This window comes from Novacetimonas cocois, assembly GCF_003311635.1.
In the GTDB taxonomy this organism is placed as follows: domain Bacteria; phylum Pseudomonadota; class Alphaproteobacteria; order Acetobacterales; family Acetobacteraceae; genus Novacetimonas; species Novacetimonas cocois.
In genome coordinates this window covers 56,961-83,544 of the sequence record NZ_QEXL01000016.1, presented here as the reverse complement: position 1 = coordinate 83,544, position 26,584 = coordinate 56,961, and the positions used below count along the sequence as shown (strand labels likewise).

The window sequence follows — 26,584 nt, the reverse complement described above, 5'->3', positions numbered from 1 at the left end:
AAAGCTCGTCGCGGCGAGAATCTGGTGTCGGGGTTTATGAGTCGACGCCCTAGAATTCCATGAGCCCGCAGGGGGCCTGCTTTATATCTGCAGGATGGTCGTGAAATCGAAATCCTGCCCGTCAGGATTGGCGCCTAGGCGTATGGTGGTTGGCGTAGGCATGGAATAGGGCGGAACAGGCAGGTTATAGGGCGCGGGTGCGCCCCTGAACACGCGACCCGCCAGATCGAACATGGAACCATGACAGGGGCAGGCATATCCTCCGGGCCAGTCATCCCCCCCTGTCCCTTCGGGCAGCGGGCGATAGGCCGGAATGCAGCCCAGATGCGTGCAGATCCCCACCAGAACGCCATATTCAGGCACCAGCGAACGATGCCAGTTGGCGGCATAGGGCGGCTGTTGCCGATCAGAGGAATGCTCGTCACGCAGTCGGCGCGTCAGGTCCGCCTGCTGCAGCCGCGCCAGCGCCTGTGGCGTGCGATGGGTAATAAAAACCGGACGGCCCTGCCATGTGACGACAATCTGCTGTCCCGGCGGCAGGCGGGAAATATCAACGTTCAGCGGCATATGCGCTGCCGCACTGTCGCGTGGTGTCAGGCTTTGCAGGAACGGCCACAGGCACGCGCCTGCCCCGGCGGCCGCCGTCGCAACGGTCACCATCTGCAGAAAGTCACGCCGTCCACCGCCTGACGCAGGCGTTACGCTGTCGTCGGTTTCATCTGTCATCAGGATTTCATATCCGCACAATGCCGCGCCGGAAAGAGCGTATCACACCTGCCGACCTGCGAAAGGCCAGCAGATCGCCATCCCAAGTTTGGAATCCGAAGAGCCAGACAGCGCACGGACATGATCTCATGATGCCAACACGCCAATGATAAATCGGTCATGGGTCCGCTCGCCCGGAAGGCTGTTCCAAAAAATCCCCACAAAACATCCTGCAAATACAAAGAAGTTTTTGGTGAAGCTTTTTTTAAAAAGCTTCGGAAGAACGCCGCCTTTTTAAAAAAAGGCAGCACCCAAAAAACTTTCACCATTCAGGACAGGGACGTCGGCAGGGGACGCGTCTTTTCAAAACGGGGCGCAAACGGCAGCAGCACCAGGAAATAGGCGAAATAATACAGGGTCGCGCATCGTCCCGCGATCATCCACACGCCGGCGGCGTGGTGCCGCCCCACAAGCCCCAGCAGCACAAACGCCGCCACCAGCCCCCACAGCGCCACCCGGCACAGGGGACGGAACCGCGCGGAACGCACCGGGGAGGGATCCAGCCACGGCACGGCAAACAGCACCAGCACCGCCCCGGCAGACGCCACCAGCCCCCCGAATTTCGACGGAACGGATTGCAGGATCCCGTAAAATGGCAGGAAATACCATTCAGGCTCGATATCGGTAGGGGTATGCAGGGGATTGGCCGGGCGATAATTGGCCGGCTCCGACAGAAGATCCGGCCACAGAAAGGCCAGCGCGGCAAACACAATGCCAAACAGCACGATGCCGACCATATCCTTGCTGCTGTAATAGGGATGAAAAGGCAGCGTATCGGAAGCCTTCGCCGGTTCCACGCCCGACGGGTTATTCGATCCCGACACGTGAAGCGCCCAGACATGCAGCCCGACCACGCCAAGGATCGCGAACGCCATCACGAAATGCAGCACGAAGAAGCGATGGACGAATATGTCCCCCAGGGCATCGCTGCCTTCGATGACATGTTCCAGATCCGGGCCGATACCCGGTATGGCCCCCACCGCCTTGCCCACCACGTCGGCGCCCCAGTACGACATCTGCCCCCATGGCAGGACATACCCGGCAAAGGCGGTCACCATCGTCATGACCAGCAGCACGAGCCCCGTCAGCCACAGGATCTCGCGCGGGCTTTTATAGGAACCGTAATACAGTCCACGGAACAGATGCACGTATAACGCCGCCATGAACAGGCTTGCCCCTGTCATATGCAGCGCACGCAGCAGCCACCCCGCCGGAACCTGACGCTCGATCACCTCGATCGAGGCAAAGGCCGCGTTGGCCGCGGGCGTATAATTCATCGCAAGGAAGATGCCCGTCGCCAGCATCAGCACAAGGACGACACACAGGATCGCGCCGAAATTCCACAACCCGTTCAGGTTGCGGGGCATGCGGTAATCGACATATTCCGCGCGGAACCATCTGAATACCGGCAGGCGGGCGTCAATCCACGCGACCGCCCCGGATTTCGTTTCAGGTTGATCCGCCTCATGCACGGTGCCTGAACCGCCCATCCCCTTCTCCCTTCCGATCACGGACCATGACGGGGGCGCTTTCACCCCCGCGTGATCCCGCACCGGGCTTTCTACCCGCTTTCAGGCGCGTTTAACAGAAGGAGGTTCCGCCACCGACCAGTGGCACGGCAGGCGGGCGCTGGCGTCAGAACAGCAGGATCGCACCACCGGAGGCCGTATTGTCGCTTGCCCGCGCGGGGCCATGCGCCTTCGATTCCGTATGCGCGTATTCACCCACGATATTGAGCCAGTCCGTCAGGCTGTAGAACAGGGCGCCCACCTCGGACTCGTTACGGGCCACCAGATCGGGGTCATTTTCGCCCCGGGCCTCATACAGGTTACTGACGCCATAGCTTCCGACCAGCTTGATCTTCTTGGTGACGTTATACATTCCCTGCAGGTAATAGCCTTCGGACGAACGCTTGTGCCCGTTCGACGCCACCCCGTCGAAGAACAGGCCCGTCGTGCCCAGGCCACTGCCGCGATAATAATAGGCCACGCCCTGGAACGGGCCATAGGTCAGCTTGGTGCCGATTTCGCCTGCTTCGGCCGTCACGCCACGCTTTTCGCCTTCCGAAACCGGAACGGTGGAGGTCGTGGTCTGGACCATGTTGTAGATCCCGCCATCCAGCCCGCCGCTTGTCACCTCACGCAGCGCCGTGGTCACTGTGGTCGTCTCGCTGCGGGTCAGGTCCTGCTGATGCTGCGTCAGGAAACTGGCCCAGATGCGGCCCGTAAGCCCGCCGATCTTGAAATCGTACGTGACCTTGCCCTGCACCATCGGCGAACTGTGCTGGGTTGAACCGGCCGACAGGTCGCCGCCCGCGAAATTGAACTCATCCAGCGGCTGCAGAATGCCGATATTGCCCTGGAAGCCATGAATCTTGGGGGAGAGGTACGAAATCTGCGGAATCCAGTCCGCATACACGTAACCAACACCGATACGGCCCAGCGACGTATTGCCCGGGGCGGTGTTGCTGCCGGTGGAACCGACACTGAGCAGGGTCGCGTCATTGAGGATCGCGTCACCGCCAAAGATGCCAAGGTCACGACCGACCTTGATCGTGCCGAACGACTTGGTGCCCGCGGTCACGAACACCTGACGAAAGTCGATGCCCGCGGTGCCAAGGCCGACCGGGCTGCCGCCGGAGTTGGCGTTCATCGCGCCGGGCTTGTTATTGTCGATGCCCGGATACATGCCCATGACCGCCGACATGTCGATGCCGGCCTGCGTTGTCGAAAGCTTCAGGATCAGGCCGGCAGGCAGCAGGCCGTTACGCAGCGAGGAGGAATCGAACCCGTTGGGACCGGTGGAGACCCCGCCCATGACGGTGCCGCCGCGTCCCGGACTGTTGAATGTGTAAAAACCGTTAACAAAGCCGGAAAGATTGATCTTGACCGGCCCGGCATCAAAGGTGAGGCCCTTGCCCGGCACGTATTTTTCCATGCGGACAAAGCCGTCGCCATATGCGGGTCCGCCCGGCTGCATCGCCAGCATGGCGCTGCGCGCGGCCTGCGCGCTTTCCGCGGCGGAGGCCGCCGCCGCGCGGGCCTGCGCCACCATGTCGCCCGCGCTGTCGGCCCCACCGATATCGATCGCGCCCGGCAGTTCCGTATGGATGGGGTTGTCCGGCGTCCCCGGTGCCGCGGGCCGCGCAGGCGCGGCGCGGCGGGTCGTGGCGGCCATGCGGCTGCCACGCGCGGCGGCCGCATCGGCGCGCGCATGGCTCAGATGCTTGGCCAGAAGGCCGTTATATTCACTCTTGGTCAGGCTGCCCTTGGCACGCAGGATATCCAGAAGGTCACTGTAATCATCGGCGCGGGCTTCAGGCATTTCCATCACCTGGCCAGCACTGGCGGTCAGAACGACAACGGCCCCTATTCTGGCCAACCTGCTTGCCGACATCTGATCGTTCCTTCCGTGTACTTCAACTGACTTATGTGGTGACCGCGTTAAAGTATTTCTGTTGGATATGGCCTGATGGGTCAATGGCCCCCCGCCGGCCGGATACATCCCCCGGTACATGTTTCATCGCATGTAATTACGCCCGGCGCGATGCGTGAAAGTTTCCTGCCACACCAGATATTGATGCCATCAGGGACGCATCATGCCCCTTTGGTCAGAATGTCGCCGGAAAGCGGCGGGATATATGCGCCGCCTAAAGAAGTTCCATATGAAAACTATTACTTTCACGTTTTGTCATGTACCGTGAAATCAGTACGTTAGGTCATTATGGACAAAAATGCCCCTGTATTCAGGTCCTGAAACCCGTGGCGAAAACCGTTAAAATCACCATCATTAAAATGTGATTTTTGGGTTCATTTTCACTTGGACAGTTGCACTAAAACGACAATTTCCGTCATCTGTTCAAACAATCGTGTGAACAAACAATCGTGTAAATCGTATTTCCTGCCTGTTTCATCCACCTTCATGCAGGATGACGGGCGTAATAGTTCTGGTACCATTCCACAAAATGCCGGACCCCGACGGACAATGGCGTCGCCGGACGAAAACCCGTCAGCCATTCCAGCAGGGAGGTATCGGCCCATGTCCGCGTCATGTCGCCGGGCTGCATCGGCAGGAAATCGACGCGCGCCCTGCGGCCAAGGCAGGTCTCTATTTCATGGACGAAATCCATCAGGGGAACAGGCTGTCCGTTGCCGACATTGACCACACGATAGGGGGCGGCGGGACTGGCGCCCATGGCCCTGTCACCCGCAACGGGCGGACAGGACAGCAGGCGCGTCACCGATTCGACCACATCGTCGATATAGGTGAAATCACGCTCCATCTGTCCGTTGCCATACACTTCGATATTCCGCCCCCGCAGGATCGCATCCACGAACAGGAACAGCGCCATGTCGGGACGCCCCCATGTCCCATAGACGGTAAAGAAGCGCAGCGCAGTCACCGGCGTCCCCGACAGGTGGGAAAAGGAATGTGCCAGCACCTCGGTCGCCTTCTTGGTCGCGGCGTACAGGCTGATGGGATAATCGCTGCACTGTGCCTCCACGAAAGGAAGGTCCGTCGAGGCCCCGTAAACGGAAGAGGTGGACGCCAGCAGGAAATGATCCGGCATCATGCCGCGCGCCGCCTCGATCAGGTTGGCGGTTCCCACGATATTGCTGTCGATATAGGTGTCGGGCCGGTGCATGCCATACCGCACGCCAGCCTGCGCCGCGAGATGGATGATGGTACCGAACCGCGCGCCCTCCATGACCCGGTCCAGCGCCGCACGATCCTCCAGCATGATTTCATGGGCGACGAAGCGCGGATGGTTGCGCAGGATCATGTGCCGGCGGCGCTTGAGGGCGACATCATAATAGGACGTCATGCCATCAATACCGACGACCTCATGTCCTTCATCCAGCAGGCGACGCGCCAGATGAAATCCGATAAAGCCCGCGCTTCCGGTGACCAGCACCCGCAATGTACCCTCCTGCGTGCCATCGCATGACACTGTTTACCGTCCCGGCTCCTGCCGGGGGCTGATACCCCATATCATCGGACATGCCGATCCCTTATCCCACGACAGGGGCATGCGTATTCCGCTTATTGGGCGAAATGCTGGCGTGCATGACGCCACGCGGCCTCCAGCGCATCCACCATGGCCGGATGATCCGCGCACCACCGCACGCTGCCGTCCTGTCCCGCGTCGGCGTCCGTGGGGGCGACCACCGCGCGCCACAGCATGTCGCCATCATGGCCCGGATGACGTTCGACCCTTATGACCCAGTCGGCAGGAATGCGTGACAGGACGCGCGCCAGACGTTTTTCCGGCGTCATGGGGGTGGCGTAATTATGTGACATGTCATTCCCTTCTTCTGGCCCATCGTCCGGCGTGCCATCGACCACGACCCCAGCCAGACAGGCCGTATCCTGCCGCAGGCCCGACCCGGCCATTCCCCATACCCTTGGAAAACCAGCCTGAATTGGCGGATCCCCGTTCAGGAGCGTGAACGCGCATCCCACGACAGGCGCGGGCCATATCCGCGCCTGTCGTGACGCATGGGGGAATTTCCCCTTGACGATACGTCACATAACCACAGAATCCGCCCCTTTCCGTCAAGACAGGAGCATCCCCCGTTCGTGACACTTTTACCCGGTCTTCTGCCAGATGAGTCCATCGACGGCGCCACCCACCTGATCCAGACCGCCCTAACGCCGGTCTTCATGCTTTCGGGCATTGGCACGCTTCTGGGCCTGTTCAATACCCGGCTTGCCCGCGTCAGCGATCATATCGAAACCATTCGTGACAAACTTGACGCGGCAACGGACGATGACAGGTCGGACCATGCCATGCTGATGCGTCGGCTCAGACACCTTCATTACCGGACATTGCTGCTTGATGCCTCCATCCTGTTCGCGGGGGTGGGCGGGGCATCGGCCTGCGGGGCCGCCTTTGCCCTGTTTGTCGGCAGCGTGCGCGATTCCTCCAGCGCATGGTGGCTGGTGCTCATGTTCGGCAATGCGCTGATGTGCACCGTCGTCGCGCTGGCGATGTTCCTGGGCGACAGCATTGTCGCGTGGCACGGGCTGCGCGTCTCGACATTCCTGCCACACAGATACACGCAGGTGGACTGATCGAGCGTTTGAAGAACAACCCGTTGATGATTAATAAAAGTTTTTGATGAAGCTTTTTGCAAAAAGCTTCGACAGACGTCACCTTTTTGAAAAAAGGCGACACCCAAAAACTTTTATAATTCAGTAAGTTATCAGGGCCGTCTTTCCAAACGATCCCGAAGGTTCAGGGCGTCAGCAAAAAGGGATCGACCGCGTAGGTTTCCAGCGCGGCCTCGTGGCTGATGACACCATGGGCATGCAGGAACGCGGTGAACGCGCGATACCGCCGCGTATTGAGCAGGGCCGGCTGCTTTGCCACGCGGGGCAGCGTCTGCGTCCACGCCGCGCGGTTCAGCGGCGTGTCGAGCTCCGGATGATCGGCAATGGCGTGCGACAGGATATCGTCGGGATGGTTGAGGAGCGTGTTCGTCCCCTCTTCCAGCGCCGCCATGAAGGCCCGGACCCACGGGTCGCGTATATGGTCCCGGGCGGCAAGGAAGACCAGTTCGTCATTAAGGGGAACGCCATGCTCCTCGGGGTAGAAGGCGGTGACGCGCATGCCCTTGAGCTTCAGGTCAATGAGTTCATAGGTGCGCACGGCCCCCATTACCGCATCGACCGAATGGGACATCAGCGCCTGTTCCAGCTGGAAATTGACATTGACCTGGTGAATGTCGGCCATCGCCACCCCGGCCGTGGACAGCATGGTCCCCAGCACCGCGTCATCCGCGCCGGCAAGGGAAATGCCGATCGCCTTACCCTTCAGGTCGGCAAGGGAATGGATGTCCCCGGCCGCGATCAGGGCGTTGAGCGGCGTATCGATCAGGGTTCCCACCCGCACCAGCGGAATCCCCTGTTCCGAAAGCATGCCCAGCTGCGTCTGGTAGGAGACGGCAAGATCAGCCTGCCCCGCCGCCACCATGCGTGGCGCCGCCCCCGGATCGGCGGGCGCGATCAGGTGCACCTCCAGCCCGTGGCGGGCGAATGACCCGCTGTACTGCGCGGCGAGCAGCGCGGCGTGATCGGCATTGAGGAACCAGTCCAGGACAACGTTGACACGATGCGGCGCGACATCGGCCGCCCGCGCGCCAACCCCCCATCCCGCCATCATCAGCAGACATGCGAGGCGTAACAGTACGGCCTTCATCGCGACATTCCCCTTCATGCGTCCGTCCGGGGAAAACCATGATGGGGCAGCGCGGGAAAAGGGCCATGCCGATACCGGCATGTCGCGTTTTCTCCCTTCGCTGGCATGACCCAGATCAGGTTCAACGGGTGTGATCTCAGCCCGCATCCGCGGACACCCCGGTGGATGCAGATGACGGGAAATCCGCCGCAGCGTCAACCGCGCATCCCGCCACTTCGCCGTGACCGTCAGGGCTGTCGGGCGTAAAGACCGATATCGAGGTGCCTGCCCGTGGAATAATTCAGGCCACTGACCATGCCCAGCCGACGCACATTCAGGCCGTCATGCTCCAGCGCGCCTTCGAACGCGGGGCGGTCGCGCTCCCCCACCAGCACCAGCGCGCATCTGCCGTGATCGCGCAGGAAATCGGCCGCCATTTCCGGCCGCAGCAGCTTCGTATCCTGTCCCAGCAGGAAGACGAGGCTGGGTTCGGAATCGGAAACTGACGCCACGACCGTGTCGGGACAGGGACGATGCTCCGCCACCAGCGCCGCCAGCCGGGGGCTGAGCCAGATCGTCTCCAGCCGGGGTATGACCACAAGGAACAGGCCGACATTGATGATGACAGCCGCCGCGATCGATGCCATCGCCGCCTGCAGCACCGCACCACGCATCAGAAGCAGCGCCGCCGCCATCAGCAACGGCAGGGCACCCGCGGTAATCACCATCGCGGCGGGGGACACGATTCCCTCCAGCCGCCACAGCAGCACCGGTCCCGCCAGTGCCAGCACCGAGCCCACGGCAAACCAGATCACGCCATAGGCCGACAGCAGCCCACGCCCCCACGCGGAACGCGGCCACCGCCATCCCTCGGGCATGCTGACGATCGCGGCGGCACTCAGTATGGCGATGGCGGGATAGGTCGGCAGGACATAATGCGGCAGCTTGGTCGCGATCGCCTCAAACACCAGCCAGTGCGGCACGATCCAGCAGATCAGGAAGCGGACCGAGGGCTGGTGCCGCTGCTGCCATACGAATGGCAGCGCCATCGCCGCGAACAGGGAACCGGGCCAGAAGGCAATGGCAAAGGCCACAAGGTGATAGCCCGGCGGCAGTCCATGGGATTCCTGTCCGCTCGCCACCTTGCCCAGGAAATTATGCCCCACGGCGCGACTGTAGAAATCGCCATGGCTGACGACGCCAATCGCCACGCACCACGGCAGGACAATCGCCAGCATCACCAGCCATCCCCATGCAGGACGCAGCCGGTGCCACCAGTCGATGCGACGTTCCACCAGCGCCAGCGCGATCGGCGTGCCAAAACCGGGAATGAGGATGACCGGCCCCTTGAGCATCAGCCCGCACCCCAGCGCCGTCCAGTACAGCAGCGCCGCCGCCAGCGGGGTCGGCAGGTCGCGTTCGCGGTCCAGATAGGCCCGAAGCAGCCCGCATTGCGCCAGCAAGACCACCAGCAGCAGGGTGGTGTCGATGGTCGCCATGCGCCCTTCGGCCGTCATCAGGACGGAGACCGCCAGCAGTGCCGCCGCCAGCAGCCCGCTGATCGGGCCAAACAGCGCGGCACCGATCCATGCGGTCAGGACACCCGCCGCCGTGACCGCCAGCAGCGAGGGGATGCGATACGGCCATGTCGCATGGGAATCGCGCATGCCCGTCAGGCTGACTGCTGCGGCCTCCAGCCAGTAAATCCCCGCCGGTTGCAGGTATCGGGGCTGATCCAGAAAACGCACATCGACATAATCGCCGCTGTGCAGCATCTGGGCCGTGGCCTCCATGTAACGGGGTTCATCACGATCCAGCGGCGGCAGCGACGCGCGCCCCGGCAGGAAGAGGACAAAGATCGAAACGGCGACAATGATGTAATGCCGCAGCGTCAGGCGTGTCATGGTGCCGCCCTCTCAGGAGATGTTTGAAAGTAACCCGTTGATAAAAATTATAAAAGTTTTTGGTGAAGCTTTTTTCAAAACGCTTCAAGGGAACGCCGCCTTTTTAAAACAAAGGCGACACCCAAAAACTTCTTTACATTGTAAACGGGGCGTTTCGCGGACGATTTCTGAAAACCGCCTCTCAGCGTTCGGTAATGCTGTCCGGAATCCGGGCACGCCTGTTCAGCCACATGACCCCCAGCACATCGCGAATCCCGACCAGCGCACGGTTGAGGTTCGTATATTTCGACTGTCCATGCAGGCGGCTGCGATGATCCACCGGCGTGCAGACCAGTGGCACGCCATGTCGTCCCATCAGCGAGGGAAGGAAGCGATGAAGTCCCTCGAACTGCGCCAGGCGGAGGAAATCCTGTCGCAGGAACAGTTTGAGCGGCGCGCCCGTGTCCGGGCATCCATCATGCAGCAGGCGCCGCCGCAACCCGTTGGCAAAGCGCGTCGCCAGCCGACGTGACAGGCGGTCACGACGTTTCGCCCTTACCCCCACGACCAGCGGCGCGCGACCGGGCGTCTGTTGCGCCAGTTCGAACATCCGAATGAATTCGAAAGGATTGTCCTGCCCGTCACCGTCGAGCGTCGCGATCCATTTCCCGCGCGCCGCCTCGATCCCCGTCCGCAGTCCGGCGGACTTACCAAGGCGACGGTCGTGGGAAAGTATCCTCAGGCCCGGCAGGATGCCTTCGGCCCTGACGGCCTGCAGGATGGCCACCGTATCGTCGGTGCTACCATCATCCACAAAAATGACTTCGGCGGGGGGAAGATGCGCCAGGGCATCAGCCAGTTCCTGACAGACCGGTCGAATATTCGCGGCCTCGTCAAGAACGACTGATACTATGGACAGGACGGGGGCATCGTCCGTCGGGGAAGCCGGGGAACTCAGCGTTCCGACGCCCAAGATTCAGGCCGCGCGACGCGACAGGGCGGACGGCAGGCCCGAAATGGCATTGTCAATCAGGGACTTGTCCCCATCCGCCGACAATGTGGTCGCCAGCGTTTCACGCGTGGCCTGCATGGCGATATCAATCGCGGCCTCGCGCACTTCACGGATCGCGCCACGCTCGGCCGCCGCGATGCGGTCTTTCGCCATCTGTTCGCGGCGACGCGCCACGTCATCGGCATCCTGTCGGGCCTGCGTCGCGATGCGGGCGGCTTCCTGCAGGGAGTGTTCGACCATTTCACGGGCTTCCGCCAGTGCCGCCTCACGCTCACGCGTGGCATCTTCGAGCATCTGCTCCGCTTCGCGGCGCAGGCGCGCGGCCTCATCCAGGTCGGCGCGGATCTTCTGCGCGCGGGCATCGAGCGCCGCGCTCAGAGGACGCCACAGCTTTGCGCCGAACAGGACAAAGAACAGGACAAAGGCGACAGCCGACCAGAAACGGGGCTCATGCAACATGATTACGGACCTGTCTGTAGAGGGGGCCCATTAAAAACCACGGGCCGTCGCGACACCATCGACCTTGGACGTCACGACGTCCACGGGGGCCGAACTGCCGGATAACTGATGGATCAGGGCTTCTGCCGTATCGGTGGAAATCTGGCGCAGCGAACCCAGCGCCGTTTCACGGGCCAGGGCGACACGGGCCTCCGCCTCGCGGATTTCGGCGCCAAGACGCGCATTCATTTCCTGCGTCTGCTTTTCGGCCGCGACACGGGCTTCTTCCACGACCTTGTCAACATTGGCCTGCGCTTCCGCCATGGCGTTCTTGCGCGCCTGACGGAGTTCGGCCACCGCGTCATCGGCACGGGCCTTGGCCTTGTGCGCGATTTCAAGGTCATTTTCGATCGTCTGGCGACGAAGGCTCAGGACCTTTTCAACCTTCGGCAGGGCCGAACGGCTGAGCAGCAGATAAAGGACGAGGAAGATGCCAGCGCCCCATATCACCTGTCCGATGACATAGGGATTGCCGAAATCAAGCTGGGGCATGCCCTCGGCGCGTGCGCCAGGTGCAACCATGGCCATCAATGGCAGGGCCAGCATGGGTGTCGCCGCGTGCGACGCCACCCTGCGGATGTTTTTATACACCGTGGAACGCACCACGCTCGCCTCCGGTATCAGACGAACAGGATCAGGAAGGCAATCAGCAGCGCATACAGGGCGACAGCTTCTGTCAGGGCGAAGCCCAGCATGCCGAGGCCGAACACGTGCGGACGCGCGGACGGGTTGCGCGCGATGCTGCTCACCAGCGTGGAGAAGATGTTACCCAGGCCAATGCCAACGCCGGCGAGGGCGATAACGGCGATACCGGCACCAATTTCACGGGCTGCTGCGATATCCATGTCGAGATTTTCCTTGTTTCAGACGTTCTGGATGAAGCGACGGGGATAGCGGCCCTCAGTGGGCCACAGCCTCCCGCAGATAGATGCAGGTGAGAATGGCAAACACATAGGCTTGCAGCGCACCCACCAGCAATTCGAGTGCCATCAGCGCGATATTGATGACGATCGGACCCACGGCGATGACATCACCGAACAGGCCCAGTCCGGCCAGCATGATCGTGAAGGCGGCAAACATGTCGAACATCACGTGACCGGCGACCATGTTTGCAAACAGTCGGATCGACAGGCTCACGGGACGGGAAAGGAAAGAAAGGATCTCGATCGGGATCAGCAGGGGCGCCAGGGCCTTCGGCGCGCCGGCGGGCATGAAATGAGCAAAGAACTTTGCCCCCTGCACCTTCAGCGACACGATGATCGAGAGACAGAACACCATCAGCGCCAGCGCCAGTGTCACGGCGATATGGCTGGTGAAGGCGAAAGAAAACGGCAGCAGGCCAAGGTAATTGCCCGCGAGGATGAAGAAGAACAGGGTGAACACGAAGGGGAAGAAGGCGCGGCCTTCGGCACCGATCGTGTCAACGGCCATGTTGTAGATGAAGTCGTAGCACATCTCGGCCGCAGCCTGCAGGCGACCGGGCACCACGGCCGCGGGCCGCATGCCGACATACAGGAACGCCAGCACGATAACGGAAGCGATGATCATCATCAGCGGCGACTGGCTGAATCTGAGGGACTCCCCAAGGGCGCCCAGAACAGGATGGAGCTCGAACTGACCGAGCGCGTCGATGGATGATCCGGCCGCCAACTTCGTTCTTCCCTAAAATATCTGTGCCCGGTTTCCCCTCAGGAACCCGAATCGCCATCCGTTATGGCATCGGGCCTGACGAGACGCCAGACATTAAGCACACCTGCCGCACCCCCGAGAAGCGAGAACAGAACAAGAAAGACCGCCCGCACATGCAGCCAGTGATCCAGTCCCCAGCCAATGCCGACCCCCACGATCAGGGCTGACACAAGTTCGGTTCCCGCCCGGAGCATCAGCCCCAGTTCGGAAAATCCCCGTCCCATGTCCTTGTCCGGCGCAGTGTCCGCGGGCTTTTCCAGCCGGCTGCGGGCCTGTTGCAGGCGTTGGTCAAAGGACGCGGCGGATGGATCTTTATCCGTGTCCATTTTCGCACCTCCCAATGGGTGCAGGCGCTAGCTAACGGTGCTGCAATAACCTGTCAAGCAAGCGGCAGCCCACAAAGCGTCACAATATCCGATTTTTGCCCAAAAACATGTGCTTTTCCCCATACTGTCACATGGGGAGGAAACGGCATCATTCGGATGCCGTGTCGCCACCGGGAATCCGGTCGTATCCGGGACTGCCGGGGAATGCGCCGGGCGGGGGCGCATCGGCGGGCACGATATGGATGGCCTGATTGACGTCGGGTCCGATTTCACGCGCGTTGATCGCTGTTCCGCGGCCACCGTTCACGCCGGTGCCGATCGCATGCAGCGACGCCCCCGGACGCAGCCAGTTCCCCAGGCGCGCGGCATTGGCCCGTCCGACGTAAATGACGGAATGGTCCCGCATCACGACGCCCTGCACCGCGCCGGTCATGTCATACAGCGGGGCGAGGATGGTCCCGTCCACCGCCACGTCCGGTCCGATATTGGCGGGCGGCAGAATCGTTTCGGATCCCGGTTCATCGGCAATCCGCCGGCCACGCGGCCCGGTTACGGCATAGGCGCGCACGATGGGACGGCCGCGTCCCTTCAGGCCGCTGACGCTGACCTGTTCGCCCGGACGCACGATCTGGGTCACGGCATCGCCCAGCCGATGCGGGCACAGGACCTGCGTTCCGTCAGACAGCAGCAGCCCCTCCACGTCGCCCGTGCTGGTCAGCAGGTACTGCGTCAGCGTGCCGGTCACGACCGGCAGGGGGGAATAATCAAACGCGGACGCGACCTGTCCCTGCGCCTGTGATGTCGCGGCCGGGGCCGTGGCAGCGGCGGGTGCCGCATGTGTTTCCGGCGTGGCCCTGGACGCCTGAGGCGCGGCCTGCGCCGACGCGGTTGCAAGGCATGCAGCAAGACCCATGGCCGCCGTCACGTAAAAAGGGGAACACCGATGAATGTCCATTCCAGATCTCGTCTTTCGTCTGCATCCACCGGCCTGTCGCGATGCCGGGGCCATGCCCTAGTGATATTCCTCGCCCCGCGACAGGCAAGCCCCCGTGTGGTGGGATCAGTGCCGGAAATGGCGCATACCTGTGAAGACCATCGCGATCCCGGCCCTGTCGGCCGCGGCAATGACCTCGTCATCGCGGATGGAGCCACCGGGCTGTATCACGGCCACGGCGCCCGCCGCGATCGCGGCCTCCAGCCCGTCGGCAAACGGGAAGAAGGCATCCGATGCCACCACGCTGCCCTGTGTCAGGGGCTGTGCCTCGCCCGCAGCCTTCGCGGCGTCGGCGCTTTTGCTCGCGGCGATGCGGGCCGAGTCGACACGGCTCATCTGTCCGGCGCCGATGCCCACTGTCGCCTGATCCTTGACATAGACGATGGCATTCGACTTGACGTGTTTTGCCACGCGGAACGCGAATATCAGATCCGCCATTTCAGCATCGGTCGGCGCGCGCTTCGTCACGACCTTCAGGTCCGCCCGGTCAACGCGCCCGTTATCGCGTGTCTGCGCCAGGAAACCGCCCGCGACCGAACGCACCACGACGCCGCCCGCCGTGGGATCGGGCAGGCCACCCGTCAGCAGCAGGCGCAGGTTCTTCTTTTTGGCGAGGATGGCGCGCGCCTCTTGTGTCGCGTCGGGGGCAACAATCACCTCCGTGAAGATGGTGGCGATCCGCGCTGCCGCTTCCGCCTCCAGCGGGCGGTTCAGCGCGACGATGCCCCCGAATGCCGAAACCGGATCGCATTTCAGCGCCTTGTCCCATGCCTCGGCCTGCGTCGCGGCGGTAGCGATTCCGCACGGGTTGGCATGCTTGACGATCACGACCGCAGGCTCGGTGAACTCGGCAACGGCTTCGAATGCCGCATCGGTATCGTTGATGTTGTTGTATGACAGCGCCTTGCCCTGGATCTGGCGCGCGGTCGCGACACCCGGACGATTGGTGCCGTCGGTATAGAAGGCGGCCTTCTGGTGCGGGTTTTCCCCATAACGCAGGCTTTCGCGGCGGATGCCCGCCACCGTCATGCGTTCAGGCAGCAGGTCGTCGCGCTGGCCCGCGAACCACTGCGCGATGGCCGCGTCATAGGCCGCCGTGCGGGCATAGGCCGCGCCCGCCAGCGCGCGACGCTGCGCCAGCGTCGTGCCGCCTTCGTCCAGCGCCTTGATGATCGCGTCATACTGCGCCGGGTCGGTCAGGACGGCGACATGGTCATGGTTCTTTGCCGCCGCGCGGATCAGGGCGGGACCACCGATATCGATATTCTCGATGCAGTCCTCTGCCCCCGCGCCGGAAGCCACCGTCGCCTCGAACGGATACAGGTTGACCGCCACGAGGTCGATCGGCGCGATCCCGTGCTCTTCCATCTGGCGCAGATGTTCGGGCAGGTCGCGCCGGCCAAGGATGCCGCCATGTACCTGCGGCACCAGCGTCTTGACCCGTCCATCAAGGATTTCGGGAAAACCCGTATGTTCGGACACGTCCTTGACCGCGATGCCCGCTTCACGCAGCGCGCGGGCCGAACCGCCGGTGGACAGGATCTCCGCCCCGTGGGCGATCAGCGCGCGGGCAAGCTCGACCAGGCCGGTCTTGTCCGAAACGGAAATGAGGGCGCGCCGCACCGGCACAGGCGTCTGGGGGGCCATCGCAGTGACCTTTCACTTTAAACCGCGGGACGATCCGAACACGGATCCGATGGGCGTGATTAATCCAACCGCGCCTTTTTGAGCAATAACCGAAATGACAGGGCCGATGGCATCAGGATGCGAGAGCGGCCCGTATCCGCGCGGCCGTCGACGGCTCACGCCGCAGCGCGACACCGTCAATCGTCACGGCCTCGCGCACCATCATGCTGTTGATCAGCACGACAGCCTCCGCCCCCGGCAGGTCCGCCAGCGTCAGCGTCCGTTCCCGCACAAGCCGCATGTCCAGCAGCACCGAACGCGCGATGCCGGGCAGCGCCCCATCCGTTACCGGCGGGGTCAGAAGCATGCCGTCGCGCTGGATCAGCAGGTTGCTGGCGCTGGCTTCGGCCACGCGACCGGCGATATTCAGCAGCACGGCCTCGTTCCCGCCGCGCTGGCGTGCCTCCATCAGGGCCAGGATATTCGGAAGGTAATTGAGCGTCTTGACCCGTGACAGGGGAGAGTTCTCATCACGGCGCATCCGGCTGGTAACCAGATGCGCATCGGGGGCGCGGGCCACGGACGGCGGGAACGGCACGATGAGGAGCGTGGGCGACACCCCTTCGGGCGGCAGCAGGCCACGTGGGCCGCATCCGCGCGTCAGGGTCAGCCGCAACGATCCCTCCGTCATCGTGTTTTCCGCGATGACGCGATGAAGGGCATCCTCGACCCCCGCGCGGGGCGGCGACGGGATCATCAGGATTTCCAGCCCGGCGTAAAGGCGCGCCAGATGCCGGGGCAGGTGGGCGATGCGGCCCGCCTGCACGCGCATCGTCTCGAACACGCCATCGCCCAGCAGCAGCCCCCGGTCCGAAGGATCGACATGGACCTGCGCGCGATCCAGCATTTCCCCATTGAACCACAGCCGGTCGCTCATCCCCGTTTCTCCTCACTGGCCTGTTCCTCCCCTGTGGGGGGCATGCCGCCAAAGACCGCCAGAAGTGCCGCGATCTTGAGACACATTTCGTCATATTCCCTGTCAGGATCGGAAAGTATCGTAATCCCGCCACCAGCCGCCGCCCATATCCTGTCGCGGGTCAGCGTCAGGGCGCGGATGATGACGGAACTGTCCATCGCCCCGTCGCCACCGATCCGGAACACGACCCCGCAATAGGGGCCGCGCGCAGAGCTTTCCAGTTCGTCGATGACCTGCATCGCGCGATGCTTGGGCGCGCCGGTCACCGAACCGGGGGGCAACGTCACGCGCAGCAGGTCGATGCCGTCATGGCCCGCCTGCAACGTCGCCCGCACCTCCGACACCAGATGGTGGACATGGACAAAGCGTTCCACGCTGAACAGTTCCGGCACGCGGACGCTTCCGATCCTCGCGACCTGTCCGATATCGTTGCGCATCAGGTCAACGATCATCAGGTTTTCCGCGCATTCCTTGTCATCCTGCCGCAATGCATGCGCAAGCTGCCTGTCGCGCACGGGATCCGGATCGCGTGGGGCCGTGCCCTTTATGGGGCGCGTCGTGATGGTGCCTGCGGCGTCAAGGGAAATGAACCGCTCCGGCGATGCGCAAAGAAGGGCGAAGTCCGGCCCGCATGACAGGAACGCCCCGAACGGCGCGGCGGAGGTCGCGCGCAACGCGCGATATGCCGCCATGGCCGACAGTCCCGGCGGCCTGTCCCCCCACATGCGCGAGGTGATGTTGACCTGAAAGATGTCGCCTGCCGCGATATACTTACGCGCCCGCGCCACGGCCTGCCGATAGGCGCGGGGCGTGCGGTCCGCCATGAAAGGAACCCGTGGCATGGGCGGAACCGGCGCGTCCGGGGTGACCATGTCCCACAACCGCCGCACCTTTTCGCGCTGTCGTGCCGTATCGGCCTGCGTTCCATATCCCGCCACCCACGCCTGGCGCGCATGCCGGTCGAATACCATGACATGGTCATAGATGGCCGCCACGAATTCGGGCTGCCACGGATCGGCCTCATGCCGGGTTGCAAGGCCCATTGCCCGCTGCCCAAAGCGGTAATCCGCAAAGCCGATGGCCCCGCCCGCAAACGGCACCTGCACGGGACAGGAAAAGGAGGGCACCAGTCCCCGCAGAAGCGCCAGCGGATCGTCCCCGGCTTCGCGGCCATCAAGCATGCAGCGGCCTGCGCGCGCGACCAGCACATGAACGGGATCAATGCAGATGAAGCTCCACCGGCCACGTGGGGCGATATCCCCGCCGCTGTCCAGACAGGCCATCCATGGCACATCGCCCAGCGTGGCCAACACGTCGCCGACCTCCCGCCATGGCAGTTCATGCGCATAGGCGGGGTACGTCTGTGGCGGGTTAGGGGCTGTCACGGGTCAGGGGCGCTTGCCGCCCGGGCCTTCATGATGCGGAGGTGTCATCAGGCTGCCGCGCCTGACCGCCGGGGCGATTTGCCCATCGCCAGCTGCTGCGGCCCTGCCGGGCCAGTTCGCGATGCATCACCACCACGGGCCACTGCCCCCGTGGGAAACCTGTCACGGCCCCTTCCTGTCCTGCGGCGGCAGGGACGGAGGCGTGCGGTTTGCCCAGACGGTCGGCCAGTGCCTCCACCAGCGTCACGGAGCGATGCCGCCCGCCCGAGCAGCCGATGGCGATCGTGGCGTATTTCTTTCCTTCCTGCACGAAACGCGGCAGGACAAGTTCCAGAAGGTCGTCGATCCGGTCAAGGAAGCCCGCATAATCGGGATCGGCCTGAACATAGGCCGCGACCTGCGGATCAAGCCCCGTCAGCGCGGACAGGGAAGGATCGTAATAGGGATTACGCAGGAAACGCGCATCGAACACCATGTCCGCCTCCCGCGGGAGGCCGGCGGGGAAGGCAAACGACATCAGGGCCACGGTCAGCCCTTCCCCACGGCCATCCTCCCACTGTCCAAAGCGCGCCTCCACAAGCTGGCGCAGTTCGGGCGGGGGCAGGTCGCTGGTGTCGATCACCACATCGGCGGCTTCACGCAGGGGGGAGGTAAGGCGGATTTCCGCCTCGATCCCTTCCTTGACGGTGCCATGGATGGCCTGCGGATGGCGCCTGCGCGTGGCGGTGTAGCGGCGCAGCAGCACGCTTTCCTCCGCCGTGGCGTAAATCAGCTCCGCATGGAGGTGGGGATTGATCCGCAGGCGCGACAGTGCCGCCAGCACGGCCGTGGCGTCAAAGCCGCGCGTGCGTGAATCCACCCCGACCGCAACGGGCTTTTCCGCCCTGGCCACGATTTCATCGAGCATGCCAAGCGGCGGATTGTCGATGACCTCGTGCCCAAGATCCTCCAGAATGCGCAGGATCGACGACTTGCCAGCCCCGGAAAGGCCGGTGACAAGCAGGATGCTGCGCGGCGGTGGTGAATCTTCATGCATGTATGTGGCAGTCACGCGAAACCCTGAACGGACATCATGCCGGCATGAACCGACATTCGGATGCCAGAATTTTATGACAATCGGGAACGCAGGTTCCCCATCACGGGATTTTCCCCCCTTTTACCACATATGAAAAGTGCCACCATCATCACATCTGCATTTCGCAGGGCTGGGGAACGGATGGAAGACGTCATGCGGGCGCCTGAATTTAATCATGGACAAAATATGACTGTTTTGTGATTTTCGTCCCGATGGAAAAATTAACACGACCGAACGCGGAAATCCATATTCGTCACCTGACCGGTCGCAACCCCGGAAACGGGGAGTTCGCGCCCAGCCTTGTCGCGCAGTTGCGCCTGGCGCTGGCACAGGGGGCATCCGAACTGGAACAACATGGATACAGCCTGCGCGACGTGACGCGGATCATTTTCACCCTGAGCGGGACGGAAGGATTCAGCGCCTGTTTTTCCACCCTCAACGAACTGTTCGGTCAATCCTGTCCCGCAACGACACTACGCCTTGTCAAAAGCGGCAGGCATCAGGAGGAACTGGTGGAACTTGACCTTCTGGTAACGCCAAAATCCTGACGCGTTCCCCCTGATGGAGGGATATCAGGGCAGTACCTGCCAGATTTTCTGATAACCGTCATAAAGGACTTCCGCGCGGATCGTTTTCATGAAGCGATCGACCAGCAGTCCCTTGCCCCCGGGGCCAAGGTCGCCCACGTTGTAATCATCGATGCACAGCAACGTGTCCGGACCGATCAGCGGTCGCACCGCCGTAAGTTCCATGATGTGATGGATCGCGCTTGGCATCGGATTGGCGTGATCGAGGTCGAAACTGTCCAGATAGATCAGGTCCACCGGCGCCCCGCACCGCAGCGACAGCATATGCAGGGCGGCGACGGAATCATTGAGGATCAGGCTGGTCGCGCCACTGCAGGCGCGGCGCGCGCTTTCGATGCTGTCTGGCGTGATGTCGATGGAAATGACCGATCCGCCAACATCACGGACAAAACTGTCAAACTGGAACGTGCTCTGCCCATCGCCTTCCCAGTTGCCGCCGACACGCAGGCAGCCGGTTTCCAGGATGAAGGGGGCGCGTCGCCCGGACAGGCGATCGAACATCAGTTCAAAGCTGTCCGCCCTTCTGGCAAGGCGGGGTTTGAATGCGGTCTGGAACTGCGTGGCAAAAGGCCGGGAGATATCGAGATCGGGAAGACCGACAAAGGCGGGGTCCGCCTCCATCCGTCCATCATCCATGATATTGCCGGTACGATGATGCTTGTAGGCCTGTTCGAATTCGGGCCGCATGACCAGTTCACGCACGACATCATCAATGCGGATATCTGGATCATTCAGCCGCTGGTACAGATCCCGGCCCGTATCAGCTCCCCCCAGTGACTTCAGAAGTTCCTGTATGTTTCCCGTTCTTTTACCGCGTGCCGGTCTGGTCATGCCATTTCTCCTTCAGGATGTTCTGGATTCGGAAACCACCCGCGCAATACAGTCCGCAACAAGCTTGTGCGCACTGGTAATATCATTGAACTCGTCCCCGTCGGGGCCAAGCTGATGCGCCATCTGCTGTTCGTCACGCTCCCTGATCCGGGCGTTTTCATGATCCAGCATCGCGATCTGCTGTTCACGGGTCAGCATCCGCAGCGCTGTCTGCAACGCAACCTCAAGACAGCCCACGTGGGCTTCGAGCAACGCAATTTCCCCATCGCGTACAGTATCGTCACCGCCCATTGTAATTCTCTCCTGCCGTTTCACGATGTCAAAAATATGTTGCCCGTTGAATCCGTCCAACGCGCGAATATTCCGGATCATGGGACATCTGTACAGAATGATAAGAATATTGACACGATCCGTTTGTGATTTTTTCACCCTGATTCTGTCAATGAAGGCAAATTTCACCGTGCCACGGCATGATGAAAATCGATTGTTTCGGGATCAGGATGCCCCGTCCCGATGTCGCCGAGAGGTGTATGAAATTGGCCTGCCGACAGGAAAAACAAAAAATCCCGGGTGCCACCTTTTCCAGATAGGCCATGTCCCTGCGTGATTTTTCAAAAATCATGACCCAAAACTTTCTCATGATCCGCATGGTATTGCGAAGGCCGGATTTTGAAACACTCCCTTATCAGGCAGTCAGTCGCGCATGAAATGCCGCAAGCCGTGCGGTATAGGCCTGACGCGAGAAGAACTTCGCCCGCACGTATCCGCGCCTTACAAGATCGCCACACACGCCGCATGTCTTGTCCACGCCATCAAGTTCGGAAATCGCACCGGCGATATCATCCACATCGAACGGATCGACAAGACGGGCGGCCCCGCCCGCAATTTCCTCCGTCGCGCCCCCGCGCGAGGTAATGACAGGCGTCCCCAGCGCCATCGCCTCGATAATGGGCAGTCCGAATCCTTCGGCAAGGGACGGAAAAACCAGGGCATGCGCCTCTGCAAGGCCGCGCAACAGCTGAAGGCGGCTGCTCCACGGCAGGCGGATCAGCCGACCGGGTCCATCCGGCAATGACAGGTCGGGCCGGTCATCGCCATCGGGACCGACCAGCACCAGCGGGCGATGACTTCTGCTGCGGGCATAGGCCGCGACAAGACGCGCGATATTCTTGCGTGATTCCACGCGCCCGATATGGATCAGACTGCCGGGGGGAACGATACGGGGGCTGGCCATTACGGCGGTGATATCGATATCGACCATCTGATACAGATTGACGACGCGTTCGGGCGCAACATCAAGGATATCGATGATCTGTTGCCTGACCGTTTCGGAAACGGTGACGATCCTGTCCATGCGCGTCACCAGTTCACGCAGCAGGCGTTCAAAACGCCCGGGATCTATGCCCGTCAGTCCGGGATTGAGGATCGGGACAAGATCGTGAATGGTCACGACGTTCATGCAGCCCTGCAGGACCATTGGCAGGGGATATGTCCAGTGCATGAGCGTGGGCGGCGTATCGGCACGTAATGACGTCAGCCGGCCAAAGGTTTTGTACCTGACATGTGCCGTCCGATACAGATCGACGCAGGATGGCGCCGTGTGGCCCTGTGTATCGGGTCTGTCGATAATATGTCGCTGCGACCGGAGCGCACGGACCAGTCGGTACGCTTTTTCAAGTTCACGGAAAGAGAGCTTTCCGGGGTTTTCGTCCCGCCCATCAAGGAATGCGGTGGAAACGCCGATTTCGTGCAGGCAGTCCGCAAGATCACGCGTATATCTTGCGACGCCGGTACCGCCACGGCTGCCGATGTTCCGGCCATCCAGCCAGACAGGACTGAGCGGGAAACGCCGCGGCAATGGGAACGGGCCTGCCGCCAGCGGTTTTCCGATCACCCTCCCCGTCAAGACAGGCTTACTTCGCCAGCCAGGCGGCCGTGATACCCGGGCTGATGATCGTGCTCAACAGGTTGAAGAACTTGTTGAAATTATTTATTTTTGCGTTGGCGACGTAAATCAGGTCCTTGTTTTTCATCGGGAACTGCTGCGCAAGGAAGTAATTCTGCGCATTCATCATGTCCAGCTGGTACACAACGGGAATGTTCTGCTGCCCCGGATCCATCTGCAGGCCAAGCCTGCTGGCAATATTGCGGTCCTCGAAACGGAACAGGTAAACGGCATTCGGATCGGCCTGCTGATCCAGCGGCCCGCCAACGCGCGACAGACCTTCCGCCAGCGACAGGGTCGGCGTGGTAAAATCGACCTCGTCAACCTTGGCGGTCGCACCGAACACCGTAAAGCTGCGCGGTTCATACAGCAGTTCAAGCCGGTCACCGGGCTGAAGGGGAATATCCTGCTCCGGCGTCTGTTCGATGAGTTTCAGGGGCGCCTGCACCAGCCGGTCGCCGCGCGTCAGCTGCACAAGCACATCTTCGGAAAGGTGCTTTGCCCCCCCCGCCAGCGCGACGACATCAAGCACGCGTTCCTGATTGGGCGACAGCGGAATGCGGCCGGTCTTGGCGACATCGCCATAGACGATCGCCACGTTCGTCTCATCCACCAGGGGACGCACCACCACGGCGGGCTTCGTGGAAACATTCTTCAGGCTGCTGGCAATACGCTGTTCGATTTCCGACGGCGTCAGCCCCGCGACATGCACCTTGCCGGCATAAGGGATGGTGATATTGCCCTGGTCATTGACCTGCACCACCGGAAGTCGGGACTCAATCGCGCCAAGCGGTGTATCCCCCCCGATGCCGGACATGCTCGTCAGGCTTGAGGTATCCTTTGTGGACGTTCCCGAAACAGAGCCGGCGAACAGACCGTTTCCGACTTCATACACCGATATCGCCAGATGATCGCCCGGTCCGATACGATCATTATGTGACGCCACGTAATTCGTCGTATCCAGGGTGGACAGCAGCGGCGGCTTTTCCGCATCCAGCCACGATATCAGTTCGGGCGTGATCGGGATGATCCTGAACCCCAGGCTGTTCTTCTTGGGGCTTTTCTGGTCCGCCACGATTTCCGACTGCTCGGGCCCGCTGTGGGGAAGGGTATTGCATCCGGCCAGCAGAAGCCCCGTTACGGACAACATCGCCGCCATGCCCGCGATACGCCGCGCCATGTCGGAAAACATGGGCTGGCGACGGCCATTCACGACTGTCGGCATCGTCATTCCAACGGAGGTCCCATCTTCATGACGCGTCCTCAAAACAACGGGATGGTCTGGCATGCTGGTTAAATATTTTCTCTTTGCTGGGGACGACGGGGAAATGCCTGCAACGATCAGGATACCGCAGGTAAGAAAGCCGGATATCTCTACTCCGCCAGCAAAAAACGATCAACCTGAACCTGCCGACGTCGTGTATCAGCATCTTTCTGATACAGAAGAAGGCATTCGCACAATATTATGGTGATTTTACGGAAACGTGGTGGAGCTGAGGGGAATCGAACCCCTGACCTCCTCATTGCGAACGAGGCGCTCTCCCATCTGAGCTACAGCCCCACATACCGTGCTGGGGGATAAATCACACGACGGCCCGATGTGTCAAGCCTGTCCGGGCATCACGGATGCGTTTATTCATGGGGATGCACAGTTGATATTGTGGCGCGTGCCACGGAACGCTAGATTCCGCACAGACGCCCCCTTTTGAAAGTCGGCCCATTGATTACCATTGTGTTCAGGCTGCTGTTCGAACTGATCCAGCTTTACACCTGGGTCGTTCTGCTGGCCTGCCTTTTCAGCTTCCTGATCGGTTTTGGCATCCTTGATCCGCGCGAACGGATCGTATGGAAAATTTACAATTTCCTTTCGCGCATGACCGAACCCCTGCTGCAGCCCATTCGCAATATCCTGCCGCCGGTCGCCAATATCGACCTCAGCCCCATCGCGCTGCTGCTGCTGATCCAGTATGTGCTGTGCCCCGTCCTTGGCAAGATATATGGCATGATGCTGGTGGGGATTGCCTAACGGGCCATCAGGCTGAATGCTGGGGGCTGGCGTGCGTCATGGCGGGAACGGGTCCTGTCATGACATGCGCGCTCTGCCCCGTGGCAACCAGGAGTTCCCATGTCCATCGTCAAGAAGCTTTCGGCAGCATACCTTGCCCTTCCCCTCCTCGCCGCTGTTTCCGCAGCCCCCGTCCATGCACAGGGACTGTCTGGCCTGACGGGCGGCAACTCGAACGGCGCATCTTCCCTGCTAGGGAACGCGGCGTCCGGCGCGCTGTCGAACAGTGGCCTGAACATTCCGTCCGTATCGTCGCTGGCCCCGTCCAACGTCACCGGCCTTCTCAGCTACTGCGTTGAGAACAACTATCTCGGGGGGAATTCGCCTTCGACGATCCTGTCCTCGCTGAAGAACAAGAGTGGCCTTGATACGTCCAACTCCCTTTACACCAACGGTCAGCAGGGGATCCTGGACACCGGAAACGGAAATACGTTCTCCCTGTCGTCCCTGACGGGCAACCTGAAGCAGAAAGTGACCAAGAAGGTCTGCAGCGCCGTGCTGAAGCAGGGCAAGTCGCTTCTGTAAGCTCTCACCCGCTCTTGTGCGGGAGTGTTGATGCGCGCGGCTCGGGGCAATGTCCCGGGTCGCGTGTTTCATGTCAGAAGGGACGCACGACAATCATGATGACGACAATCATCATCAGCACCGTCGGCACTTCGTTCGCCATGCGATAGAAGCGCTCATCATGGGTATTGCGGTCCTGCGCGAAGGCGCGTCGCCACGAGGCGCAGGCCCCATGGAAACCGGCCAGGCCAAACACCGCCGCCAGCTTCGTCAGCCACCATCCCGCATGCCAGTCGATCAGTCCCGGCATCATGGCCAGCAGGCCGCCGAACAGGAACGTACAGCACATCGCCGGCAGCATGATCATGCGCAGCAGCTTGTATTCCATGACCTTGAAGCGTTCGGATTCCGCCGATCCTACTTCCGTCTGGCAGTGATAGACAAACAGGCGCGGCAGGTAGAACAGGCCCGCCATCCACGCGACCATGGACATGATATGGAACGCCTTGATCCATAACACCCACGGCCACAGCATGCCCATCATGTTCCGTGCCCCTGGGATCGAAGGATGCGCTTCACCAGCGGGACGAATTCCCCCAGATGGCCGATCCGCAGCAGTCCGGGCCAGCTGGTCGCGGGCAGGTCCAGCGGGCGCAGCAGGACACAGGCCATTCCGGCCGCATGCGCGGCCCCCGCCCCGGTTTCGGTATCTTCCAGCACAAGGCAGTCTTGCGGATTCACGCCCTGGCTTTTCGCGGCAGACAGATAGACGGCGGGATCGGGCTTGGGCCTGCCCATATCACGCGCCGAATGGATCTGTTGTGGCGTAATCAGCGCATCCAGTCCAGTGCGACCGAATTTCGCATCCATTTCCAGTTTCGATGAGTTGGAACCGATGCGATAGGGAATGCCGAGTGCCGCGATTTCACGCAGCATGGTGGCCGCCCCCTCGATCGTCTCCGCTTCGGATTGCATGAGTTCCACAAGCGCGTGCTGCATGCGCGTCGGCCAGTCCGCCGGAAGCGTCAGTCCGGCCTGATCCTGCATTTCTTCCTTCAGGGCCGTCAGCGCCTTGCCCGCGAACCTGCCGACGGCCTCGTCATCGCTGATTTCCAGCCCCGCCTTGCGCAGTTCCCGCGCCAGCATGCGGCATGAAGGCCCCTCGCTGTCGATAAGGACGCCGTCGCAGTCGAAGATGATCAGCCGCAGATGGCCGTCCGGACGGATACAGGCAGGTAGCATG

General features: G+C 61.8%; 29 protein-coding genes, 1 tRNA gene and 1 riboswitch. Of the genes, 5 read left to right on the top strand and 25 right to left on the bottom strand.

Going from position 1 to position 26,584, the window contains the following annotated elements:
• Window positions 1–81: 81 nt before the first annotated feature.
• The 5 genes from petA to NJLHNGOC_RS12275 all read right to left on the bottom strand — a co-directional run bounded on the left by petA (window position 82) and on the right by NJLHNGOC_RS12275 (window position 6,066).
• The gene (petA, locus tag NJLHNGOC_RS12300) at window positions 82–726 is read right to left on the bottom strand and encodes a ubiquinol-cytochrome c reductase iron-sulfur subunit (RefSeq protein ID WP_113596632.1); all 645 of its coding nucleotides are present in this window, start codon (window positions 724–726) and stop codon (window positions 82–84) included.
• Window positions 727–1,034: 308 nt separating this feature from the next.
• Complete coding sequence (locus tag NJLHNGOC_RS12290; protein ID WP_113596615.1) at window positions 1,035–2,255, bottom strand: cytochrome b; 1,221 nt, start codon at window positions 2,253–2,255, stop codon at window positions 1,035–1,037.
• 145 nt (window positions 2,256–2,400) lie between these two features.
• Window positions 2,401–4,161, bottom strand: a complete 1,761-nt coding sequence (locus NJLHNGOC_RS12285) for a porin family protein (protein ID WP_206059789.1) — start codon at window positions 4,159–4,161, stop codon at window positions 2,401–2,403.
• 523 nt (window positions 4,162–4,684) lie between these two features.
• Window positions 4,685–5,686: an SDR family NAD(P)-dependent oxidoreductase gene (locus tag NJLHNGOC_RS12280; RefSeq protein WP_113596631.1), complete on the bottom strand. Its 1,002-nt coding sequence runs from the start codon at window positions 5,684–5,686 to the stop codon at window positions 4,685–4,687.
• A gap of 122 nt (window positions 5,687–5,808) precedes the next feature.
• Window positions 5,809–6,066, bottom strand: a complete 258-nt coding sequence (locus NJLHNGOC_RS12275; protein WP_113596630.1) for a hypothetical protein — start codon at window positions 6,064–6,066, stop codon at window positions 5,809–5,811.
• A gap of 279 nt (window positions 6,067–6,345) precedes the next feature.
• On the opposite strand from NJLHNGOC_RS12275, the gene NJLHNGOC_RS12270 reads away from it, so the two are divergent.
• Window positions 6,346–6,840 carry a DUF2721 domain-containing protein gene (locus NJLHNGOC_RS12270; RefSeq protein ID WP_110531758.1) on the top strand — a complete coding sequence of 165 codons (495 nt, stop codon included), beginning with the start codon at window positions 6,346–6,348 and terminating at the stop codon, window positions 6,838–6,840.
• Window positions 6,841–7,003: 163 nt separating this feature from the next.
• Here the strand turns inward: NJLHNGOC_RS12270 and NJLHNGOC_RS12265 are convergent, their stop codons facing one another.
• The 13 genes from NJLHNGOC_RS12265 to rapZ form a co-directional block, all read right to left on the bottom strand.
• Window positions 7,004–8,047, bottom strand: a complete 1,044-nt coding sequence (locus NJLHNGOC_RS12265) for an ABC transporter substrate-binding protein (protein ID WP_408890887.1) — start codon at window positions 8,045–8,047, stop codon at window positions 7,004–7,006.
• A riboswitch (TPP riboswitch) is annotated at window positions 8,042–8,137 on the bottom strand. (Overlaps the previous gene by 6 nt.)
• A 56-nt stretch (window positions 8,138–8,193) precedes the next feature.
• Window positions 8,194–9,849 carry an ArnT family glycosyltransferase gene (locus tag NJLHNGOC_RS12260; RefSeq protein ID WP_113596613.1) on the bottom strand — a complete coding sequence of 552 codons (1,656 nt, stop codon included), beginning with the start codon at window positions 9,847–9,849 and terminating at the stop codon, window positions 8,194–8,196.
• Window positions 9,850–10,030: 181 nt separating this feature from the next.
• On the bottom strand, window positions 10,031–10,801 hold the full coding sequence (locus tag NJLHNGOC_RS12255; RefSeq protein WP_239021516.1) for a glycosyltransferase family 2 protein: 771 nt from the start codon (window positions 10,799–10,801) through the stop codon (window positions 10,031–10,033).
• Window positions 10,802–10,804: 3 nt separating this feature from the next.
• Window positions 10,805–11,299 carry a F0F1 ATP synthase subunit B family protein gene (locus NJLHNGOC_RS12250; RefSeq protein ID WP_110531754.1) on the bottom strand — a complete coding sequence of 165 codons (495 nt, stop codon included), beginning with the start codon at window positions 11,297–11,299 and terminating at the stop codon, window positions 10,805–10,807.
• 30 nt (window positions 11,300–11,329) lie between these two features.
• Complete coding sequence (locus tag NJLHNGOC_RS12245) at window positions 11,330–11,884, bottom strand: F0F1 ATP synthase subunit B family protein (RefSeq protein ID WP_239029666.1); 555 nt, start codon at window positions 11,882–11,884, stop codon at window positions 11,330–11,332.
• 74 nt (window positions 11,885–11,958) lie between these two features.
• A complete protein-coding gene (locus NJLHNGOC_RS12240) occupies window positions 11,959–12,183 on the bottom strand; it encodes an ATP synthase subunit C family protein (RefSeq protein WP_003616715.1) in 225 nt (74 codons plus the stop codon).
• Window positions 12,184–12,238: 55 nt separating this feature from the next.
• A complete protein-coding gene (locus NJLHNGOC_RS12235) occupies window positions 12,239–12,988 on the bottom strand; it encodes a F0F1 ATP synthase subunit A (protein WP_113596611.1) in 750 nt (249 codons plus the stop codon).
• Window positions 12,989–13,026: 38 nt separating this feature from the next.
• Window positions 13,027–13,353: an AtpZ/AtpI family protein gene (locus NJLHNGOC_RS12230; RefSeq protein WP_113596610.1), complete on the bottom strand. Its 327-nt coding sequence runs from the start codon at window positions 13,351–13,353 to the stop codon at window positions 13,027–13,029.
• Window positions 13,354–13,501: 148 nt separating this feature from the next.
• Window positions 13,502–14,308, bottom strand: coding sequence for a hypothetical protein (locus NJLHNGOC_RS12225; protein ID WP_113596609.1), 807 nt, complete (start codon window positions 14,306–14,308; stop codon window positions 13,502–13,504).
• A gap of 105 nt (window positions 14,309–14,413) precedes the next feature.
• Complete coding sequence (purH, locus tag NJLHNGOC_RS12220) at window positions 14,414–15,994, bottom strand: bifunctional phosphoribosylaminoimidazolecarboxamide formyltransferase/IMP cyclohydrolase (RefSeq protein ID WP_113596608.1); 1,581 nt, start codon at window positions 15,992–15,994, stop codon at window positions 14,414–14,416.
• Between the two features lie 112 nt (window positions 15,995–16,106).
• On the bottom strand, window positions 16,107–16,910 hold the full coding sequence (locus NJLHNGOC_RS12215) for an aminotransferase class IV (protein WP_113596607.1): 804 nt from the start codon (window positions 16,908–16,910) through the stop codon (window positions 16,107–16,109).
• Window positions 16,907–18,334, bottom strand: a complete 1,428-nt coding sequence (locus NJLHNGOC_RS12210; protein WP_239021515.1) for an anthranilate synthase component I family protein — start codon at window positions 18,332–18,334, stop codon at window positions 16,907–16,909. Before NJLHNGOC_RS12210 ends, NJLHNGOC_RS12215 begins: the two co-directional genes overlap by 4 nt.
• A gap of 28 nt (window positions 18,335–18,362) precedes the next feature.
• Entirely contained in the window at window positions 18,363–19,370 is a 1,008-nt protein-coding gene (gene rapZ, locus NJLHNGOC_RS12205; RefSeq protein WP_113596606.1) for an RNase adapter RapZ, read from the bottom strand.
• Window positions 19,371–19,621: 251 nt separating this feature from the next.
• Between rapZ and NJLHNGOC_RS12195 the strand changes: the two genes are divergently transcribed.
• Window positions 19,622–19,957 (top strand): RidA family protein, encoded by a 336-nt coding sequence (locus tag NJLHNGOC_RS12195; protein ID WP_113596626.1) that lies wholly within the window; start codon window positions 19,622–19,624, stop codon window positions 19,955–19,957.
• Between the two features lie 24 nt (window positions 19,958–19,981).
• Here NJLHNGOC_RS12195 and NJLHNGOC_RS12190 read toward each other — a convergent pair whose 3' ends face one another.
• The 4 genes from NJLHNGOC_RS12190 to NJLHNGOC_RS12170 all read right to left on the bottom strand — a co-directional run bounded on the left by NJLHNGOC_RS12190 (window position 19,982) and on the right by NJLHNGOC_RS12170 (window position 24,003).
• Window positions 19,982–20,827: a class I SAM-dependent methyltransferase gene (locus NJLHNGOC_RS12190; protein ID WP_113596604.1), complete on the bottom strand. Its 846-nt coding sequence runs from the start codon at window positions 20,825–20,827 to the stop codon at window positions 19,982–19,984.
• Between the two features lie 12 nt (window positions 20,828–20,839).
• On the bottom strand, window positions 20,840–21,286 hold the full coding sequence (locus NJLHNGOC_RS12185) for a hypothetical protein (protein WP_133258746.1): 447 nt from the start codon (window positions 21,284–21,286) through the stop codon (window positions 20,840–20,842).
• A gap of 226 nt (window positions 21,287–21,512) precedes the next feature.
• Complete coding sequence (locus NJLHNGOC_RS12175) at window positions 21,513–22,721, bottom strand: glycosyltransferase family 4 protein (RefSeq protein ID WP_239021514.1); 1,209 nt, start codon at window positions 22,719–22,721, stop codon at window positions 21,513–21,515.
• Window positions 22,722–22,740: 19 nt separating this feature from the next.
• Window positions 22,741–24,003, bottom strand: coding sequence for a polysaccharide biosynthesis/export family protein (locus NJLHNGOC_RS12170; protein ID WP_239021513.1), 1,263 nt, complete (start codon window positions 24,001–24,003; stop codon window positions 22,741–22,743).
• 55 nt (window positions 24,004–24,058) lie between these two features.
• Here NJLHNGOC_RS12170 and NJLHNGOC_RS15740 point away from each other — a divergent pair, with 55 nt between their 5' ends.
• A complete protein-coding gene (locus tag NJLHNGOC_RS15740) occupies window positions 24,059–24,244 on the top strand; it encodes a hypothetical protein (protein ID WP_133258745.1) in 186 nt (61 codons plus the stop codon).
• A gap of 13 nt (window positions 24,245–24,257) precedes the next feature.
• On the opposite strand, the gene NJLHNGOC_RS12165 is transcribed toward NJLHNGOC_RS15740, so the two are convergent.
• Window positions 24,258–24,333: transfer RNA gene (locus NJLHNGOC_RS12165), tRNA-Ala, on the bottom strand.
• Window positions 24,334–24,492: 159 nt separating this feature from the next.
• Here NJLHNGOC_RS12165 and NJLHNGOC_RS12160 point away from each other — a divergent pair.
• On the top strand, window positions 24,493–24,798 hold the full coding sequence (locus NJLHNGOC_RS12160; RefSeq protein ID WP_206059788.1) for a YggT family protein: 306 nt from the start codon (window positions 24,493–24,495) through the stop codon (window positions 24,796–24,798).
• A gap of 99 nt (window positions 24,799–24,897) precedes the next feature.
• On the top strand, window positions 24,898–25,362 hold the full coding sequence (locus NJLHNGOC_RS12155; protein ID WP_113596601.1) for a YjjA family protein: 465 nt from the start codon (window positions 24,898–24,900) through the stop codon (window positions 25,360–25,362).
• Window positions 25,363–25,435: 73 nt separating this feature from the next.
• On the opposite strand, the gene hemJ is transcribed toward NJLHNGOC_RS12155, so the two are convergent.
• Both hemJ and NJLHNGOC_RS12145 read right to left on the bottom strand, forming a co-directional pair.
• The gene (gene hemJ / locus NJLHNGOC_RS12150) at window positions 25,436–25,882 is read right to left on the bottom strand and encodes a protoporphyrinogen oxidase HemJ (protein ID WP_206059790.1); all 447 of its coding nucleotides are present in this window, start codon (window positions 25,880–25,882) and stop codon (window positions 25,436–25,438) included.
• On the bottom strand, window positions 25,882–26,583 hold the full coding sequence (locus NJLHNGOC_RS12145) for an HAD family hydrolase (RefSeq protein WP_113596599.1): 702 nt from the start codon (window positions 26,581–26,583) through the stop codon (window positions 25,882–25,884). The genes hemJ and NJLHNGOC_RS12145 overlap by 1 nt, the downstream gene beginning before the upstream one ends.
• Between the last annotated feature and the right edge of the window lies 1 nt (window position 26,584).

Excerpts from the sequence above, each read along its gene's own strand:
- petA (WP_113596632.1), bottom strand. The coding sequence starts at position 726 with ATGACAGATGAAACCGACGACAGCGTAACGCCTGCGTCAGGCGGTGGA.
- NJLHNGOC_RS12290 (WP_113596615.1), bottom strand. The coding sequence starts at position 2,255 with ATGGGCGGTTCAGGCACCGTGCATGAGGCGGATCAACCTGAAACGAAA.
- NJLHNGOC_RS12285 (WP_206059789.1), bottom strand. The coding sequence starts at position 4,161 with ATGTCGGCAAGCAGGTTGGCCAGAATAGGGGCCGTTGTCGTTCTGACC.
- NJLHNGOC_RS12275 (WP_113596630.1), bottom strand. The coding sequence starts at position 6,066 with ATGTCACATAATTACGCCACCCCCATGACGCCGGAAAAACGTCTGGCG.
- NJLHNGOC_RS12265 (WP_408890887.1), bottom strand. The coding sequence starts at position 8,047 with ATGCCGGTATCGGCATGGCCCTTTTCCCGCGCTGCCCCATCATGGTTT.
- NJLHNGOC_RS12260 (WP_113596613.1), bottom strand. The coding sequence starts at position 9,849 with ATGACACGCCTGACGCTGCGGCATTACATCATTGTCGCCGTTTCGATC.
- NJLHNGOC_RS12250 (WP_110531754.1), bottom strand. The coding sequence starts at position 11,299 with ATGTTGCATGAGCCCCGTTTCTGGTCGGCTGTCGCCTTTGTCCTGTTC.
- NJLHNGOC_RS12245 (WP_239029666.1), bottom strand. The coding sequence starts at position 11,884 with ATGCTGGCCCTGCCATTGATGGCCATGGTTGCACCTGGCGCACGCGCC.
- NJLHNGOC_RS12240 (WP_003616715.1), bottom strand. The coding sequence starts at position 12,183 with ATGGATATCGCAGCAGCCCGTGAAATTGGTGCCGGTATCGCCGTTATC.
- NJLHNGOC_RS12230 (WP_113596610.1), bottom strand. The coding sequence starts at position 13,353 with ATGGACACGGATAAAGATCCATCCGCCGCGTCCTTTGACCAACGCCTG.
- NJLHNGOC_RS12225 (WP_113596609.1), bottom strand. The coding sequence starts at position 14,308 with ATGGACATTCATCGGTGTTCCCCTTTTTACGTGACGGCGGCCATGGGT.
- purH (WP_113596608.1), bottom strand. The coding sequence starts at position 15,994 with ATGGCCCCCCAGACGCCTGTGCCGGTGCGGCGCGCCCTCATTTCCGTT.
- NJLHNGOC_RS12215 (WP_113596607.1), bottom strand. The coding sequence starts at position 16,910 with ATGAGCGACCGGCTGTGGTTCAATGGGGAAATGCTGGATCGCGCGCAG.
- rapZ (WP_113596606.1), bottom strand. The coding sequence starts at position 19,370 with ATGCATGAAGATTCACCACCGCCGCGCAGCATCCTGCTTGTCACCGGC.
- NJLHNGOC_RS12195 (WP_113596626.1), top strand. The coding sequence starts at position 19,622 with ATGGAAAAATTAACACGACCGAACGCGGAAATCCATATTCGTCACCTG.
- NJLHNGOC_RS12190 (WP_113596604.1), bottom strand. The coding sequence starts at position 20,827 with ATGACCAGACCGGCACGCGGTAAAAGAACGGGAAACATACAGGAACTT.
- NJLHNGOC_RS12170 (WP_239021513.1), bottom strand. The coding sequence starts at position 24,003 with ATGACGATGCCGACAGTCGTGAATGGCCGTCGCCAGCCCATGTTTTCC.
- NJLHNGOC_RS15740 (WP_133258745.1), top strand. The coding sequence starts at position 24,059 with ATGCTGGTTAAATATTTTCTCTTTGCTGGGGACGACGGGGAAATGCCT.
- NJLHNGOC_RS12155 (WP_113596601.1), top strand. The coding sequence starts at position 24,898 with ATGTCCATCGTCAAGAAGCTTTCGGCAGCATACCTTGCCCTTCCCCTC.
- hemJ (WP_206059790.1), bottom strand. The coding sequence starts at position 25,882 with ATGGGCATGCTGTGGCCGTGGGTGTTATGGATCAAGGCGTTCCATATC.
- NJLHNGOC_RS12145 (WP_113596599.1), bottom strand. The coding sequence starts at position 26,583 with ATGCTACCTGCCTGTATCCGTCCGGACGGCCATCTGCGGCTGATCATC.